We start from the raw sequence: 15,474 nt of genomic DNA on the forward strand, positions 1-15,474 counted from the left end.
GGGGCCCGCGTCGCGGGTCGCCTTGCTGCGGCCGGTGTTCAGGTACCGCTCCGGCCGCAGAACTTCGCCTGGAGCAGATCGGTGAAGATACCGATGGGGTCGTCCCAACCGCCATTGGCCCAGTCGCCGTTGACGTTGGCAGTGACCATCTGTGCGCCACCGCGAGCGCCATAGCTGTAGGACCACGATCCGAAGAGCGCACCCCCCATGCCCCAGACCGTTTCCCCGCAGGGCAGTCGCACTGAGGAAACGCCGAGGCCGTAGGCGGCGTCGGAGATCCAGTCGCGGGTGGGCACGGTGGTGAACATGTCGTGTTGCTGGTCCGGTGGCAGTATCCGGCCCCCCAGCAGGGCGCCGAAGAACCGGTTGAGGTCCCCGGCGGTGGAGATCATGCCGCCGGCTGCCCAGAACATGGATGGATCGAGCTCGGTCGCGTCGTGGACCGGCGCGCCGGGGTCGGTCTGGAACAGCTTTGTGTAGTGCCGGGAGTGTGGCCCGTGGATCGTCGGGTCGCTGCCGTGCGGCAGGTAGGTGCCCGTCAGGCCGAGTGGGCGGGAGATCCGTTCTGTGATCTCCTCGGCAAGCGCGCGGCCGGTGGCCCGTTCGACGATCATGCCTGCGAGGACGTAGTTGGTGTTGGAGTACGCCCAGCCCGAACTCGGTGTGAAGGTGGGCGGATGGGCTACGGCGATCCGCACCAGTGACTCGGGGGTGTGTGTCTCGGAACGGTTCAGCGCTTCCTGATCATCGGTGTAGTTGAAGATCCCGCTGGTGTGGTTGAGCAGCATCCGGATGTTCACGCCGGAGCCGTCGTGGTGGTGACCGTGGACCACGCTGGGCAGCCACTGTTCGGCGGTGTCATCCAGGCTCAGCCTGCCTTCGGCCGCCAACTGCAGCACGACGGTGGCCACGAACGTCTTGCTGATGCTGCCGATACGGAACCGGTCCTGCTGTGAGCGCTCGCGGCCGGTTCGGGTGTCGGCCACTCCCGCGGTCGCGAACCACTGCCGGTCGCCGTCGTGGACCTCAGCAAGAATGCCGGGAAGGCCGCCTTGAGTCACGGCTTGCTGAAGTAATCGCTGAATCGCCTCGTAGCCCTCGGCTCTTGAGTCCGGCGCGGACTCGGATAGGGCGCCGGCGGCCTTGGCTGATTCGGCGTCCGGTCGGGCGCTGAGCGTCTGCCGTACGCGGTCCGCCAGTTCGGCCTGGTCGATACCGGCCAAGGCGAGAGCGCGCGGCACGGTACCGATGTGAGCCTGCAGGATCCCGAGCAGCAGATGCGCTGACCCCAGATCCTTCTTGCGGGCGGAGGCGAAGCTCCGCTCCAGTGCGAGTCTGGCGGACGCCCCCAACTTGGGCTGCCGGGGAACGTGACTCGGCCTGGGGAGGTCATAGGCGCCCGGAGACACACCAATCATGCTCAGGCTGTGCTCGAACTCTCGGTCCAGTGCCTCGCGGACAGCAGCGTGATCGAACCCGGCCGAGGCCAGGACCCGCTGTGCGGTGGACCCCTGATCTGCGGCGAGCGACAACAGGAGATGGTGCGCGTCGATCGTCGCCGACCCGTCCTCGTGGACTTCGTGCGTCGCCCGCACGATGACCGCGTGCAGGTACTTGTCAAACGCGCTCATCGCCGCGCCTCCTCAGCCTGACTCCGGCGGCGATCAGCCGCTTGGCGTGCTTCTTGTGAACGGCTTGGCGGGTGACACCGAGTGCCTCGGAGACCTGCGGCCAGCTCCAGCCCGCTCGCATGGCCTGCTCGACGGCGGCGTCCTCCAGTTGATCGGCAAGACGCCGCAACGCCACAACAGCCGCCAGGCTGTCAGCGGGCTCTTGAGGCAGGGGATTCTTGGCGGCGGGCATGCAAGCAACTGTAGTTGACTAATGAGGTTAGTCAACCCGAGTTGCTCATGCCTGTGACAGGGCGGGGAGTTGCGGGCGGTGGCTTGTTTCCGGCTCTGGAGGGCGGGATAAGTGATGGGCATGCCAAGACTCGCCGTCGCGCTGCGTGCGCTCGCTCTGCCCGTTGCCGCTCTGCTGGCCGTCGCTCCGTCCGCTCCGGCGCAGGGGAAGCCGGAGCCAAAGGCTCCTAAGGAGTTTGTGGCCCTCGGTGACGTCGATCCGACGATCCTGCAGGAGATCCGCTACTTCACGCCGCACAACTTCACCGGCGATCCGGTGGATGGCTACCGCCGGCCGATGTGCCTCCTGACCCGCCCGGCCGCCGAGGGACTGCACCGGGCGCAGCGGCAACTCCTGCGGCGTGGCTATACGTTGAAGGTGTACGACTGCTATCGGCCGCAGCGTGCGGTGAACGACTTCGTCGAGTGGGCCAAGGACCTGAGCGATCAGCGGATGAAGGGCGAGTTCTATCCGGAGGTCGACAAGACCCGGCTGTTCGAGGACGGCTATATCGCGGAGAAGTCGGGGCACAGCCGGGGCAGCACCATGGATCTGACGATCGTGCGGCTGCCCGCGCTGCCCACCCGGCCCTATGTGCCGGGCGAGAAGCTGATGCCGTGCTACGCGGCCAAGAAGGACCGCTTCCCGGACAACTCGGTGGACATGGGGACCGGATACGACTGTTTCGACACGCTCTCGCACACGCTCGATCCGCGGATCAAGGGCGCGCAGCGGGCCAACCGGCTGCTGCTCAAGGGGACGTTGGAGAAGCTCGGTTTCGTCAATCTGGCCGAGGAGTGGTGGCACTACACATACAAGCCGGAGCTGTTCCCGGACACCTACTTCGACTTTCCGGTCTCGCGGCGCTCGCTGACCGGCTGAGCCTCACAGCCGTCCCCCCGCGGTGTCCGAGGACAGCCGCTGGGCGATGTACACGGGTACCACGGACGCCAGGATGAGGAGCGCGGCGACGACGTTGACGACGGGGGCCTGGTGGGGGCGGGCCAGGTTCTCGTAGATCCAGATGGGCAGGGTGCGGGTACCGGGCCCGGCGGTGAACGTCGTGACGACGATCTCGTCGAAGGAGAGCGCGAAGGCCAGCAGCCCGCCCGCGAAGAGCGCCGAGCGCATGGCGGGGAAGGTGACGTACCGGAAGGTCTGCCAGGGGCGCGCCCCGAGGTCCGCGGACGCCTCGGCCAGGGAGGGCGCGATACGGCGCAGCCGGGCGCCGATGTTGTTGAAGACGATGACGACGCAGAAGGTGGCGTGCCCGACAACCACCGTGAACAGGCCGAAGCCGATGCCGATCGGGTCGAGGACGGTGCGGAAGGCGGCGTTGAGGGCGATGCCGCTGACGATGCCGGGCAGTGCGATCGGCAGGACGAGCAGGAAGGACACGGTCCGCCGTCCGAAGAAGCGGTGGCGGTGGACGGCGTACGCGGCCAGGGTGCCGAGCACCAGGGCGATCGCGGTGGCGGCGAAACCGGCCTTGAGCGAGGTGAGCAGGGCCTGGCGGGCGCCCTCGCTGTGCAGGGCGGCCCGCCACCAGCGGCCGGTGAGGCCGCTGGGCGGCCAGCCGAAGGAGCGGTCGGTGTTGACGGAGTTGAGCAGTACCAGCAGCAGCGGGACGTAGACGATCGCGAGGCCGGCCGCGGTGAGACAGCCGAGGGCCACGCGGGCGGTGCGCGAGATGCGCATGGGTCCACCTCCTGGAGCGACTGGAGCGACTAAAGCGAGTCGAGGGCACCCGCGCGGCGTACGGCGGCCAGATAGCAGACGATGAGGACCACGGGTACGGCGGAGAGCGCGGCGGCCATCGGCAGGTCCAGCGTGACCTGCGAGGCGATGACGTTGCCCAGCAACTGGGTCTTGCCGCCGACGATCTGCACGGTGAGGTAATCGCCCAGGCTGAGCGAGAAGGTGAAGACCGATCCGGCGAGCACGGCGGGGCGTACGGCGGGCAGGACGACGGAGCGCAGGGTGCGCCAGGCGCCGGCGCCGAGGTCGGCGGAGGCTTCCAGCATCCGCTCGGGGAGCCGTTCGAGGGCCGCGTACACCGGCAGGATCATGTAGGGCAGCCAGAGGTAGGCGAGCACGATGACGACGGCGGTGGTGCCGTAGCCGGGCCCGTGCAGCCCGAACGGGGCAAGGGCGGCGCCCACCACGCCGTTCTCGCCGAGCATGACTCGCCAGGCGTACGCCTTGACCAGATAGCCGGCCCACAGCGGGGTGAGGACGGCGACCAGCAGCGGCCGCCGCCAGCGTCGGCCCGCCACCCGCGCCATGAAGAAGGCCATGGGCAGGGCGAGGAGCGCGTCGACGACGGTGACGGCGGCCGCGATGGACAGGGTGCGCAGGGCGATGGTGCGGTAGACGGGGGTGGTCAGCAGCTCATGGAAGTTGTCGGTGTTCCAGGTGTGGACGACATCGGAGGTGAAGGAGTCGGTGGCCCAGAAGGCCGACAGCAGCAGGATGGCGAGCGAGCCCAGATAGGCCAGGGTCAGCCAGAGCAGGGGCGGGGCGAGGAGCGCGGTCAGCCGCAGCCGCGAGCCTGGGGTGGGCGCGGCGGGCATCTCAGCCCTTGACCTCCGTCCAGGCCCTGGTCCACTGGGCGTAGTCGGTGCAGTCGGCGTCCTTACGGCCGTCAAGGCACTGTTTGATGGGCGTGGTCCAGAAGTGGACGCGCTGGAAGTACTTCTCGTCCTCCGCGTGGAAGATCGCGCAGTGGTCGGGGGCGGCGGTCTCGGCGCACGCCTTACGGTTGGACGGAGCCTCGCCGAAGTACTCGGCGACCTGGGCGTTGACCTTGGGCGAGACGATCCAGTCGAGCCACTTGTAGGCGCAGTTGGGGTGCTCGGCCTTGGCGGAGACCATCCAGGTGTCGGACCAGCCGGTGGCGCCCTCCTTCGGGAGCACCGCCTTGACCGGGGCCTTCTCGGCCTTGGTGAGGTTGGCGATGACCTGCCAGGTGGTGCCGATGACGCTGTCGCCGCCCTTGAAGGCGGTGATCTCCTTCTGGTAGTCGCTCCAGTACTCCCCCACCGCCTGGTGCTGCTTCTTCAGCAGGGCGACGGCGGCGTCGAGTTGCTTCTGATCGAGCGCGTAGGGGTTCTTGATGCCGAGCGAGGGCTTGGCGCGCATCAGATAGAGCGCGGCGTCGGCGATGTAGATGGGCGAGTCGTAGGCGGTGACATGGCCGTCGTACCGCGCGGCGTCGTCGAAGACGGCGCGCCAGGAGTCGGGCGCGGAGGTGACCTTGTCGGTGCGGTACATGAGGAGGTTGGCGCCCCGGCCGTGCGGAATGCCGTACATCCGGCCGTCCTTGGAGTTGAACGGCTGCTGTTTGAGGGCCGGGAAGATGTCCTTGTAGTTCGGGACCAGCTTGGTGTTGACGGGGGCCGCGTCGCCGGAGGCGATGAGGCGGAGAGTGGCGTCGCCGGAGGCGGAGACCGTGTCGTACTGCCCGGTCTTCATCAGCGAGACCATCTCGTCGGAGGTGCCGGCCGTCTTGGTGTTCACCTGGCAGCCGGTCTTCTTCTCGAACGGGTGGACCCAGTCGACCTTGGGGTCGCTGGAGCCGTCCTCGGCGTAGCCGGCCCAGGCGATGATGTTGACCTTGCCTTCGCCCTTACCGAGCTTGTCGGGTGCGTGGCCGCCCTTGTCGTCGTCGTTTCCGGAACCGCATCCGGCGGCGGTCAGCAGCAGCGCGCAGATGGCGGCCGCGGACCTCCACGCAGACATCTTCCGTTTCCGCATCTGGTCCTCCTCGTCCCGCTTGGCACTTGAGGCTCGGCCAGTATCGGGCGGGCGGTATGCCCCCGCCAGGGGGCCGTCGGCAATGACAAGGTCAACTCGGTACGGGGAAGGCGTCCCGTTCGTCCCAGGAGAGCCCGATCTCGCCGTCCGGGCGGGCGGAATCGGGGAGTCCGGTGAGGTTCTGGCGGAGCACGGTGAGCCGGTCGCCGTGCGGAAGCACGATGGTGAAGCGGGTGTGCGCCCCGGCGTGCACGATATCGGTGATGCGCCCCGTGACGGTCCGCCGGCCGTCGGCGGACGCTGCGGCGCAGGCTTCGGCGGACGGCTGGGGGGACGCTGCGGCGGACTGCCGGGCGGAGGGTTCGGCGGGGTCGGTGAGCAGGATCCGCTCGGGCCGGATGGAGTAGGTACCGGGGCGGCCCACCACGCGGACCGCGGCCTCGCCGCGCAGCAGATTGGTGGTGCCGACGAAGCCCGCGACGAAGGCGGTGGCGGGGCGTTCGTACACCTCGACCGGCGGACCGGTCTGTTCGATGCGGCCGTCGCGGACCACGGCGATGCGGTCGCTCATGGTCAGCGCCTCGTCCTGGTCATGGGTGACCAGGAGGAAGGTGATGCCGGTGGTGCGCTGCAGCTCCTTCAGCTCGGTCTGCATCTCCTGCCGGAGCGCCAGGTCGAGCGCGCCGAGCGGTTCGTCGAGCAGCAGCACGGCGGGCCGGTCGACGAGGGCGCGGGCGAGGGCCACGCGCTGGCGCTGGCCGCCGGAGAGCTCGGCGGAGCGGCGGGAGGCGAAGCCGTCCAGCCGTACGGTGGTCAGCGCCTCGCGGGCGCGGGCGAGCCGCTCGGCCTTGCGGACGCCGCGCACGGTCAGGGCGTAGGCCACGTTCTGCTCGACGCTCATCTGCGGGAAGAGCGCGTAGTCCTGGAAGACGGTGTGCACATCGCGGCGGTTGGGCGGGGTCGCGGTGACGTCGTCTCCGGCGAGTTCGATACGGCCGCCGGTGGGCTGTTCGAACCCCGCGACCAGGCGCAGCAGAGTGGTCTTCCCCGAGCCGGAGGGGCCGAGCAGGGTGAAGAACTCGCCCTCATGGACGGTCAGGTCGACGGCGTCCACCGCGCGCACCGTCCCGAAGTCCTTGGTGACGGCCTCGAGCCGGACGGCCGTGCCGGTCCGCGTCGTGGCCCGGGCCTGCGTCTGCGTCTGCGTCTCCGCCACCGACCGTTCCCCTCGCCCTTCGGCTGATCAGGACCGTGATCGCGGTCACTGTACCGGGGTTACGCGCGCTGCGGTCCCCCTGCCACACTTCTGACACATCGTCAGTTACCAGGTATCGGGAGGGGCCGTGTCCCCCACGCGTGTGCCCGTGGTCGACGGGTGGTTCAGCTCCGAGGGCGGGGAGTTCCGGCTGCTGGGAACGTGTTGCCGGGGCTGCGGGGCGGTGTATTTCCCGCGGGAGGACGTCTTCTGCCGCGCCCCGGGCTGCGCGGGCACCGAGCTGGCGGAGGTGCCGCTGTCCCGGCGCGGCCGGGTGTGGTCCTACACCGACGGCCGCTACCGGCCGCCCGCCCCCTACCCGTCCGGCCCCGAGGGCGAATGGCGGCCGTACACACTGATCGCCGTGGAACTGGCCGCCGAGCGGATGGTGGTGCTGGGGCAGGGCGCCCCCGGGGTGACCGTGGCCGATCTGGCCGTCGGGATGGAGGTCGAGGTGGTGCCCGGGGTGCTGGGCGAGGAGGGCGGGCGCACCCTGACCACCTGGCACTGGCGGCCCGTCTCCGGGGAGGCGTCATGACCGGTGAGGTGGCGGTGCTCGGCGCCGGGATGCACCCGTGGGGGAAGTGGGGCCGCAGCTTCGTGGAGTACGGCACGAAGGCGGCGCGGGCCGCGCTCGCGGACGCCGGGCTCGAGTGGTCCGCGATCCAGTCCGTGGTGGGTGCCAACACCGTGCGCTGCGGCTATCCCGGGCAGGTCGCGGGCGCGACCTTCGCCCGGGCGCTGGGCTGGCAGGGCGCCCGGGTCACCAGCGTGTACGCGGCCTGTGCGTCCGGCGCGCGGGCCATCGACACCGCCCGCGCCCAGATCCTGTCCGGCATGGCGGACACGGTTTTGGTGGTGGGCTCCGACGCGGCGCCGAAGGGCTTCTTCGCCCCGGCGGGCGGTGAGCGGCCGGACGATCCGGACTGGCTGCGCTTCCGGGTGCTGGGCGCCACCAACCCCGCCTATTTCGCGCTCTGGGCCCGCCGCCGGATGGCGATGTACGGCGATACGGCGGAGGACTTCGCGCGGGTGAAGGTGAAGAACGCGGCCGCCGGCGCCGCCAATCCGTACGCCCGCTACCGCTCCCCCGTCACCGCCGAGGAGGTCGCCGCGTCCCCGGTGGTCGCCGATCCGCTGCGGCTGCTGGACATCTGCGCGACCTCCGACGGGGCGGCGGCGCTGGTGCTCGGCAGCATGGAGACGGCGCGACGGCTCGGGATGAGCCGCCCGGTGCGGATCCGTGCGGTCTCGTCGATCTCGCCCAGCCATCCGCGCACCGCGCTGGATCTGCCGGACATCGCCACCGACTCGGCCCCGCCGGGCTCCCCCGCCTCCGATTTGTTCCGGCCCTCCATCGCCCGGGCGGCGTACGAGGAGGCGGGGCTGGGGCCGGAGGATCTGTCGCTGGCCGAGGTGTACGACCTGTCCACCGCCCTGGAGCTGGAGTGGTACGAGGACCTCGGGCTGTGCGGTCCCGGGGAGGGCGCGAAGCTGCTGCGCGAGGGGGCGACGGCACTGGGCGGGCGGATCCCGGTCAATCCGAGCGGGGGGCTGGCGTCCTTCGGGGAGGCGGTTCCGGCGCAGGCCATCGCGCAAGTATGCGAGCTGACCCAGCAGTTGCGGGGCCAGGCGGGCGAGCGGCAGGTGGCGGCGGCGAGCGCCGGAATCACCGTGAACCAGGGGCTGTTCGGGCACGGCTCGTCGGTCGTCGCGGTCCGCTGAGAGGTGCCCGAGCGTGCGGCGGTGCCAGGCCGACGTCCTTACGGTTGTCACGAACACCGTTGCCGTCCATCACCTTGACGCCCCCTGACCACCGGTGAACACTGCTGCGGTGTCAGTCGGCGTCGCCGCGCGCAGGCTCTCTTGACGTTCACCCCCCATGGGCGATTCCGATGCACCCGCACGCTCGAAACGACCCAGCACGGAGGACCGGGGCCACCCGCCCCGGGCGAGGTCCTAGGAGCCGACATGAGCAATGGGGACATCTTCACCGGTGAGGTCATCGGCACCGCGATACTGATTCTCTTCGGGGCGGGCGTGTGCGCCGCCGTCACGCTGAACCACTCCAAGGCCAAGGACTCGGGGTGGATCGTCATCGCCTTTGGCTGGGGCTTCGGCGTCATGGCCGGTGCGTACACCGCCGCCCCGCTGTCCGGAGCTCATCTGAATCCGGCGGTGACCGTGGGCGTCGCCGTGGACACCGGCGACTGGGACAAGGTGCCGCTCTACATCCTCGGGCAGCTCATCGGCGCCGTGATCGGCGCGGTGCTGGCCTGGGCGCTGTACTACGCGCAGTTCGCCGCCAACGCGGACGAGAAGAACGCCCTGCCCACGCTCGGGGTCTTCGCCACCGTTCCGGAGATCCGGAATCCGGTGGCCAACCTCGTCACCGAGATCATCGCGACGGCCGCGCTGGTGCTGCCGCTGCTCGCGTTCGGCAAGGTCGACGGCATCGGGATCGGCCCGGTCGCCGACGGCGGCGGCACCGTGGTCCTCGGCTCGGGCATCTCCGTCCTGCTCGTCGCGTTCCTGGTGGTCGGCATCGGCCTCTCCCTGGGCGGGCCCACCGGCTACGCCATCAACCCGGCGCGCGACCTCGGGCCACGCCTCGCCCACGCCCTGCTGCCCATCCCCAACAAGGGGACCTCGGACTGGGGTTATGCCTGGGTGCCGGTGGTGGGCCCGCTGATCGGGGCCGTGCTGGCGGGTCTCGTCTTCAACGCAGCCTTCTGACCGAAGGAGACGCCATGCCGCAGCCGACGGACACCTACGTCGCCGCGATCGACCAGGGCACCACCTCCAGCCGCTGCATCATCTTCGACCACGACGGCGCCATCGTCGCCGTCGACCAGCGCGAGCACCGTCAGATCTTTCCCAAACCCGGCTGGGTCGAGCACGACGCCACCGAGATCTGGGCCAAGGTGCAGGCCGTGGTGGCCGGTGCGCGGGCCAAGGCGGGGCTGCGGGCCGACCAGCTCACCGCGCTGGGCATCACCAACCAGCGCGAGACGACGGTCCTGTGGGACCGCCGCACCGGCAAGCCGGTGCACAACGCGATCGTCTGGCAGGACACCCGCACCTCCGGCCTGTGCGACGAACTCGGCGGCGAGGTGGGACAGGACCGTTTCCGGGACACCACCGGACTGCCGCTCGCCAGCTACTTCTCCGGGCCCAAGGCCGCCTGGCTGCTGGAACACGTCCCCGGGCTGCGCCACCGTGCCGAGCTGGGCGAGATCGCCTTCGGCACCATCGACTCCTGGCTGATCTGGAACCTCACCGGCGGCACCGACGGCGGAGTGCACGTCACCGATGTGACCAACGCCGGACGCACACTGCTGATGGATCTGCGGACCCTCCAGTGGGACACCTCGATCCTGGCCGCCATGGGCCTGCCCGAGGCGATGCTCCCGGAGATCCGCTCCTCCGCCGAGGTGTACGGCGCGGCGGTCGGGCAACTGGCCGGTGTGCCGGTGGCCTCCGCGCTCGGCGATCAGCAGGCCGCCGTCTTCGGCCAGACCTGCTACGGCGTCGGCGAGGCCAAGAACACGTATGGCACCGGCAGCTTCCTGCTGTTGAACACCGGTGACCGCCCGGTGCCGTCCAAGAGCGGGCTGCTGACCACGATGGGCTACCAACTCGGCGGTGAGCGGCCCGTCTACTGCCTGGAGGGATCGATCGCGATCACCGGCGCGCTGGTGCAGTGGTTCCGCGATCAGCTCGGCATCATCCGCTCCGCCGACGAGATCGAGCCGCTCGCCGCGAGCGTGGACGACAACGGCGGGGCCTACATCGTCCCGGCCTTCTCGGGTCTGTTCGCCCCGTACTGGCGCTCGGACGCCCGTGGCGTGATCACCGGCCTCACCCGCTATGTCACCAAGGGGCATCTGGCCCGTGCCGTCCTGGAGGCGACCAGCTGGCAGACGCGCGAGGTGGTCGACGCGATGTACCAGGACTCCGGGGTGCGGATCAGCTCGCTCAAGGTCGACGGCGGAATGACGGCCAACAGTCTGCTGATGCAGCATCAGGCCGATGTGCTGGGCGTCCCGGTGATCCGCCCGGTGGTCGCCGAGACCACCTGCCTGGGCGCGGCGTACGCGGCGGGGCTGGCCACCGGCGCCTGGCAGGACCTCGACGAGCTGCGGGCCCACTGGAAGCGGGACACCGAGTGGACCCCGGGGATGTCCGAGGAGGAGAGGACGCGCGAGTACGGCAACTGGCGCATGGCGGTGGAGCGCAGCTTCGGGTGGCACAAGGAAGAGCAGCGGGCCGAGGGCTCCTGAGCCGCGTACGGTGCCATCGCTCGCGAACGGCGGCCCGTACCCCGGACGGCGGGGTACGGGCCGTGCCGCGCGGTCAGGCCCGGGGTGCGGTGGCCAGCATCGCGTGCTCGACGACCGAGATCAGCACATGCTTGACCGACTCGCGCTCCCGGGCGTCGCACAGGACGACCGGGATGCCCGGGTCGAGGTCCAGCGCGTCGCGCACCGAGTCCTCCGGATAGCGGTCGGCGTCCTGGAAGCAGTTGACCGCCACGGTGAAGGCGATGTCCCGCCGCTCGAAGTAGTCGATGGCGGCGAAGCAGTCCTCGAGACGGCGGGTGTCGGCCAGCACCACCGCGCCCAGCGCGCCGTTGGCCAGCTCGTCCCACAGGAACCAGAAGCGGTCCTGTCCCGGTGTGCCGAAGAGATACAGCACCAGGTCCTCGCGGAGCGTGATGCGCCCGAAGTCCATGGCGACGGTGGTGGTCGTCTTGGACTCCACCCCCGCGATGTCGTCGACCGGGCGGCCCGCCTCGGTGAGCAGTTCCTCGGTGCGCAGCGGCCTGATCTCGCTGACCGCCCCCACCAGGGTCGTCTTGCCCACCCCGAAGCCGCCCGCCACCAGTATCTTCAGCGTGACCGGTTCGACGATATGCGGGCGGACCAGGTCAGAGTGCCCGTAGCCCATTGATCACCTCGCGCAGAATCCTCTCGTCCGGCAGTTCCGCCGGAGGTACGGGCCGCGACACTCGGACGAGTGCGGCGTGGAGCAGATCGCCGATGAGCACACGGATCACGCCGATCGGAAGGTCGAGCTCCGCCGCCAGTTCGGCGACGGACTGCGGACTGTCCCGGCTCAGCTCGACGATGTCGATGTGCTCCGGGGACAACATCTGGTCGGCGACGGTCCGGTGGTTCGCGCTGTCGGCGACGACGACCGCGATCAGATCCAGCTTCTCCTCCGCGGCGCTGCGGGTTCGTCCCCGCGTCATCGCATAAGGTCTGACCACCGGTCCCGCCGCGTCGTCGAACCACCGGGCGACGCCTTCCGGGTCTCCGCTCATCTTCCCCCGGCCTCCATCACCCGCTGGAGCGCGGAGCCGAGCCCAGATGCACGCCGACCCGCTTGACCAGCAGCGTCATCTCGTATGCTACCTGGCCCACATCGGAGTCGGCGTCGGCGAGGACGGCAAGACAGCTACCGTCGCCCGCCGCGGTGACGAACAGGAAGGCGTCGTCGAGTTCGACGATGGTCTGACGGACCCGGCCGACGTCGAAGTGGCGGCCGACGCCCTTGGCCAGGCTGTGGAAGCCGGAGGCCACGGCGGCCAGATGCTCACCGTCCTCCCGGGACAGATCGCGTGAGCCGCCGGTGGCGAGCCCGTCCCCGGAGAGCACCAGCGCCTTGCGGATGCTGCCCACTCTGCCGACCAGTTCATCGAGCAGCCAGTTGAGTTCGCCCGATCCGTTCGGCGAGCCGTTGGATGCTGCGGCGTTCGATGCGGTCATCGACCGTCCCCCTCATGTGTCGTTCCAGGGCTTACGTCCGCACCGCCGGATCCGGTGGCCGACTGCCGCCGACCGCGCTGCCAACCCCGTTGGAGCGAGGCCATGGTGGCCCTCGCCTGCTCGGCTTCGCGCTCGGGATCGATCTCGGCAGCGGTCCGGTCCGCCTCGTCCGGGGGTGCGGGGTCGTTCTTCAACTGCGGGGCCAGGCTGGCCTGCCGTACCCGCTTGGGGAGGCCGGAGGCCGCCCGCTGGGTGGGCACCGGGCTCTGCTCCGGGCCTTTGCGCTCCGGCCCCGTACGCCGCGGGCTCTGGCCCTGGGCCTGGTCCTGGCCCTGGCGTTCGGAGCGGTCGGCCCAGGACGGCTGTCCCGGGCCCTGCGAACGGGTCTGCCGTCCGCCGGACGTGCCCTCGACCGGTCGGCCGTGGTCGGCGACCAGTACCGGCGGGACACGGCGGGGCAGCGGCGCGGGGCCGCCGCCCGGTGCCGGGTCCGGGCCGTCCGGAGTCTGCTGATGCTGCTCCACGGTGGACGGGGCGGGCCCGGTGCGTGCGGACTGACGCGCCTTCAGGCCGCGGGCCCGGAAGATCCCGCCCACTTCCTCGTCCTCGTCGGCGCCCTCCTGACCCTCATGTGCGAGGGATGAGACCAGGGACGCGAGCTGCGAGGCCCGCGCGGCCTCATCCACGGGCCCGAGCCGGACGTCGCCCACGCCCCGCCGCGCTGTCTCGGCGAAGCGACCACCGGTGTCCCGGTCGTCGCTGTCGCGGTCGTCGGTCTCCCCCCGCCCGCCCTCGTCGGTGAGCAGGTTGGCGGGGATGAGCACGATGGCCGTGGTGCCGCCGTACGGGGAGGGCTGCAGCGAGACCCGCGCCCCCTGCCGCTGGGCGAGCCGGCTGACCACGAACAGTCCGAGCCGGTCGGTGTCGGAGAGCTGGAACTCGGGGGTCTCGGCGAGCCGGAGGTTGGCCTCCAGCAGCGCGTCCGGCGTCATGCCGAGGCCCCGGTCGTGGATCTCCAGGGTGAAGCCCTTGGCGACCCGTTCGCCGTGCACCTGGACGGCGGTGTGCGGCGGCGAGAAGACGGTCGCGTTCTCCAGGAGTTCGGCGATCAGGTGGGTGAGGTCGCCGACGGCCGGGCCGACGGCCGCGATCCGGGGCAGCCGGCGGATCTCGATCCGCTCGTAGTCCTCCACCTCGGCGACGGCGGCGCGCACGACGTCCATCAACTGGATCGGCTTGCGCCACTGCCGGGAGGGGGCGGCCCCGGAGAGGATGACCAGGCCCTCGGCGTGCCGCCGCATACGGGTGGTCATATGGTCCAGGCGGAAAAGGTCGGCGAGCTCGTCGGTGTCCTCGGTGCGCCGCTCCATGGTGTCGAGGAGGGTGAGCTGACGGTGCAGCAGCACCTGGCTGCGGCGGGCGAGATTGACGAAGACCTCGGAGACGCCCTGGCGGAGCTCGGCCTGCTTGACCGCGGCCTCGACGGCGGCCCGCTGGAGGGTGTTGAGGGCCAGGCCCACCTGGCCCATCTCATCGGGGCCGTAGTCCAGCCGGGGCGCCTCGGTCTCCACGTCGATCTGCTCGCCCGCGCCGAGGCGGCGCATCACGCTCGGCAGCCGGACGCTGGAGACCTCCTGGGCGTCCCTGCGCAGCCGGGACAGATCGCGGACCAGGCTGCGGCCGATCCGGAACGAGACGAAGATGGAGACGATGAGCGCGATCAGGCCGAGGACGCCGGCGATCCCCGCCTTGAGCAACACGCTGCTGGCCACCGGGTCGATGCGCTTCTTGAGCCGGTCGGTGGCCTCGTCGCCCAGCCGGTCGTAGTCGCTGAGGACCGGGTGGGCCGCGGCCTCCCAGTGCTCCTGGTCCAGCGCCCTGATGGCCGTGGCGGGGTCCATCGAGGAGAGGACCTTGCCCTCGGCCACGCGGAGGGCGGCGGGAGCGGCGTTGGTGCGCCGGTAGTCGGCGAAGACCTTCTGCTCGGAGTCGGGGAGGATCGGCAGGTTGATCTCGTAGAGCAGGGTGCGCTCGGCGATGAGGTCGGACATCGCCTGGAGGTCCGCCATCGTCATCTTGCGCGCCGTCAGCGCCGAGACATACAGCGCGTCCTCGCGGGAGAGCGCCTCCCGGGCGCGGATCATGGCGACCAGCGCGCGGCCCTGTTTGTCGAGGTCGGTGTCGGGCACCGCGTGGAGGGAGCTGCGGAAGGTATAGCAGAGGTCGACGAGCTTGTTGTAATACTCATATGCCTGGGTCGAGGAAATGCCGTCGTCCTCGACCTTGCGGCGCAGGCTGTCCAGCCCGTCGGCGGCCTTGAGGATGTTGTCGAGCTGTTCCTCGGAGTCGTCGTTCATCTTGCCGTTCACAGTGCCGTCCGACTCGGCGGCCCGTAGCTTGTCGACGGCCTGGTCGGTTTTGCGCTGCAGGGAGTGGAGCACGGGCAGGGCATCCGACTGCCGCGGATCGGCCAGCAGGATGAGCGTCTGCCGGCGTTCCTTCTGGACGGCGTGCACCGCGTCCTCGGCCGGCCGGCCCGCCTTGTCGATGATGTCGGCCGCGTCCAGCAGTTGGATCGCCTCGCGACCGGTGATCACCGTGGCGAAGGCCCATATCGCCGTCAGCGACACGAGCGGCACCAGCAACAGCGCCACGATCTTCCTGCGGATGGACTTACCGCGAAAGCGCATGGCCTCCCTAACGTCAACCCCGAATTCCGGGGGCGGTGTTCCGAGTTCCGACAACGAGCGGCGCGAGCCTACTACTGCCAGTTGGACATATCGAAGGCAT

The 15,474-nt window shown here is 70.2% G+C and carries 15 protein-coding genes; 5 read left to right on the plus strand and 10 right to left on the minus strand.

What is annotated here, in order from left to right:
* Window positions 1-38 precede the first annotated feature (38 nt).
* Together STRVI_RS26455 and STRVI_RS26460 are read right to left on the minus strand one after the other, a co-directional pair.
* Window positions 39-1,631, minus strand: a complete 1,593-nt coding sequence (locus STRVI_RS26455; RefSeq protein WP_014058697.1) for a serine hydrolase domain-containing protein — start codon at window positions 1,629-1,631, stop codon at window positions 39-41.
* Window positions 1,618-1,863 carry a hypothetical protein gene (locus tag STRVI_RS26460; protein WP_014058698.1) on the minus strand — a complete coding sequence of 82 codons (246 nt, stop codon included), beginning with the start codon at window positions 1,861-1,863 and terminating at the stop codon, window positions 1,618-1,620. The genes STRVI_RS26455 and STRVI_RS26460 overlap by 14 nt, the downstream gene beginning before the upstream one ends.
* A 120-nt stretch (window positions 1,864-1,983) precedes the next feature.
* On the opposite strand from STRVI_RS26460, the gene STRVI_RS26465 reads away from it, so the two are divergent.
* Entirely contained in the window at window positions 1,984-2,784 is an 801-nt protein-coding gene (locus STRVI_RS26465) for a M15 family metallopeptidase (RefSeq protein ID WP_043239829.1), read from the plus strand.
* Between the two features lie 3 nt (window positions 2,785-2,787).
* Here the strand turns inward: STRVI_RS26465 and STRVI_RS26470 are convergent, their stop codons facing one another.
* From STRVI_RS26470 to STRVI_RS26485, 4 genes are all read right to left on the minus strand, one after another.
* Window positions 2,788-3,600 (minus strand): ABC transporter permease, encoded by an 813-nt coding sequence (locus STRVI_RS26470; RefSeq protein ID WP_014058700.1) that lies wholly within the window; start codon window positions 3,598-3,600, stop codon window positions 2,788-2,790.
* Between the two features lie 29 nt (window positions 3,601-3,629).
* Window positions 3,630-4,475, minus strand: a complete 846-nt coding sequence (locus tag STRVI_RS26475; protein ID WP_014058701.1) for an ABC transporter permease — start codon at window positions 4,473-4,475, stop codon at window positions 3,630-3,632.
* A gap of 1 nt (window position 4,476) precedes the next feature.
* Window positions 4,477-5,658: an ABC transporter substrate-binding protein gene (locus STRVI_RS26480; protein WP_014058702.1), complete on the minus strand. Its 1,182-nt coding sequence runs from the start codon at window positions 5,656-5,658 to the stop codon at window positions 4,477-4,479.
* Window positions 5,659-5,749: 91 nt separating this feature from the next.
* A complete protein-coding gene (locus STRVI_RS26485) occupies window positions 5,750-6,874 on the minus strand; it encodes an ABC transporter ATP-binding protein (RefSeq protein ID WP_014058703.1) in 1,125 nt (374 codons plus the stop codon).
* 127 nt (window positions 6,875-7,001) lie between these two features.
* Here STRVI_RS26485 and STRVI_RS26490 point away from each other — a divergent pair, with 127 nt between their 5' ends.
* From STRVI_RS26490 to glpK, 4 genes are all read left to right on the plus strand, one after another.
* Window positions 7,002-7,451: a Zn-ribbon domain-containing OB-fold protein gene (locus STRVI_RS26490; protein ID WP_014058704.1), complete on the plus strand. Its 450-nt coding sequence runs from the start codon at window positions 7,002-7,004 to the stop codon at window positions 7,449-7,451.
* Complete coding sequence (locus STRVI_RS26495) at window positions 7,448-8,638, plus strand: lipid-transfer protein (protein WP_014058705.1); 1,191 nt, start codon at window positions 7,448-7,450, stop codon at window positions 8,636-8,638. Before STRVI_RS26490 ends, STRVI_RS26495 begins: the two co-directional genes overlap by 4 nt.
* Window positions 8,639-8,884: 246 nt before the next feature.
* Complete coding sequence (locus STRVI_RS26500; RefSeq protein ID WP_014058706.1) at window positions 8,885-9,649, plus strand: MIP/aquaporin family protein; 765 nt, start codon at window positions 8,885-8,887, stop codon at window positions 9,647-9,649.
* Between the two features lie 14 nt (window positions 9,650-9,663).
* Window positions 9,664-11,196, plus strand: coding sequence for a glycerol kinase GlpK (glpK, locus tag STRVI_RS26505; RefSeq protein WP_014058707.1), 1,533 nt, complete (start codon window positions 9,664-9,666; stop codon window positions 11,194-11,196).
* Window positions 11,197-11,269: 73 nt separating this feature from the next.
* Here glpK and STRVI_RS26510 read toward each other — a convergent pair whose 3' ends face one another.
* From STRVI_RS26510 to STRVI_RS26525, 4 genes are read right to left on the minus strand one after another with little or no spacing between them, the layout of a single operon-like run.
* Window positions 11,270-11,863: a GTP-binding protein gene (locus tag STRVI_RS26510; protein ID WP_014058708.1), complete on the minus strand. Its 594-nt coding sequence runs from the start codon at window positions 11,861-11,863 to the stop codon at window positions 11,270-11,272.
* Entirely contained in the window at window positions 11,844-12,239 is a 396-nt protein-coding gene (locus tag STRVI_RS26515) for a DUF742 domain-containing protein (RefSeq protein ID WP_014058709.1), read from the minus strand. The genes STRVI_RS26510 and STRVI_RS26515 overlap by 20 nt, the downstream gene beginning before the upstream one ends.
* 16 nt (window positions 12,240-12,255) lie before the next feature.
* Window positions 12,256-12,684 carry a roadblock/LC7 domain-containing protein gene (locus STRVI_RS26520; RefSeq protein WP_014058710.1) on the minus strand — a complete coding sequence of 143 codons (429 nt, stop codon included), beginning with the start codon at window positions 12,682-12,684 and terminating at the stop codon, window positions 12,256-12,258.
* A complete protein-coding gene (locus tag STRVI_RS26525; protein ID WP_014058711.1) occupies window positions 12,681-15,374 on the minus strand; it encodes a nitrate- and nitrite sensing domain-containing protein in 2,694 nt (897 codons plus the stop codon). Before STRVI_RS26525 ends, STRVI_RS26520 begins: the two co-directional genes overlap by 4 nt.
* Between the last annotated feature and the right edge of the window lie 100 nt (window positions 15,375-15,474).

This window comes from Streptomyces violaceusniger Tu 4113 (assembly GCF_000147815.2).
GTDB lineage: Bacteria > Actinomycetota > Actinomycetes > Streptomycetales > Streptomycetaceae > Streptomyces > Streptomyces violaceusniger_A.

Coding starts and splice junctions, on each gene's coding strand:
- STRVI_RS26455 (WP_014058697.1), bottom strand. CDS start 1,631: ATGAGCGCGTTTGACAAGTACCTGCACGCGGTCATCGTGCGGGCGACG.
- STRVI_RS26460 (WP_014058698.1), bottom strand. CDS start 1,863: ATGCCCGCCGCCAAGAATCCCCTGCCTCAAGAGCCCGCTGACAGCCTG.
- STRVI_RS26465 (WP_043239829.1), top strand. CDS start 1,984: ATGCCAAGACTCGCCGTCGCGCTGCGTGCGCTCGCTCTGCCCGTTGCC.
- STRVI_RS26470 (WP_014058700.1), bottom strand. CDS start 3,600: ATGCGCATCTCGCGCACCGCCCGCGTGGCCCTCGGCTGTCTCACCGCG.
- STRVI_RS26475 (WP_014058701.1), bottom strand. CDS start 4,475: ATGCCCGCCGCGCCCACCCCAGGCTCGCGGCTGCGGCTGACCGCGCTC.
- STRVI_RS26480 (WP_014058702.1), bottom strand. CDS start 5,658: ATGCGGAAACGGAAGATGTCTGCGTGGAGGTCCGCGGCCGCCATCTGC.
- STRVI_RS26495 (WP_014058705.1), top strand. CDS start 7,448: ATGACCGGTGAGGTGGCGGTGCTCGGCGCCGGGATGCACCCGTGGGGG.
- STRVI_RS26500 (WP_014058706.1), top strand. CDS start 8,885: ATGAGCAATGGGGACATCTTCACCGGTGAGGTCATCGGCACCGCGATA.
- glpK (WP_014058707.1), top strand. CDS start 9,664: ATGCCGCAGCCGACGGACACCTACGTCGCCGCGATCGACCAGGGCACC.
- STRVI_RS26510 (WP_014058708.1), bottom strand. CDS start 11,863: ATGGGCTACGGGCACTCTGACCTGGTCCGCCCGCATATCGTCGAACCG.
- STRVI_RS26515 (WP_014058709.1), bottom strand. CDS start 12,239: ATGAGCGGAGACCCGGAAGGCGTCGCCCGGTGGTTCGACGACGCGGCG.
- STRVI_RS26520 (WP_014058710.1), bottom strand. CDS start 12,684: ATGACCGCATCGAACGCCGCAGCATCCAACGGCTCGCCGAACGGATCG.
- STRVI_RS26525 (WP_014058711.1), bottom strand. CDS start 15,374: ATGCGCTTTCGCGGTAAGTCCATCCGCAGGAAGATCGTGGCGCTGTTG.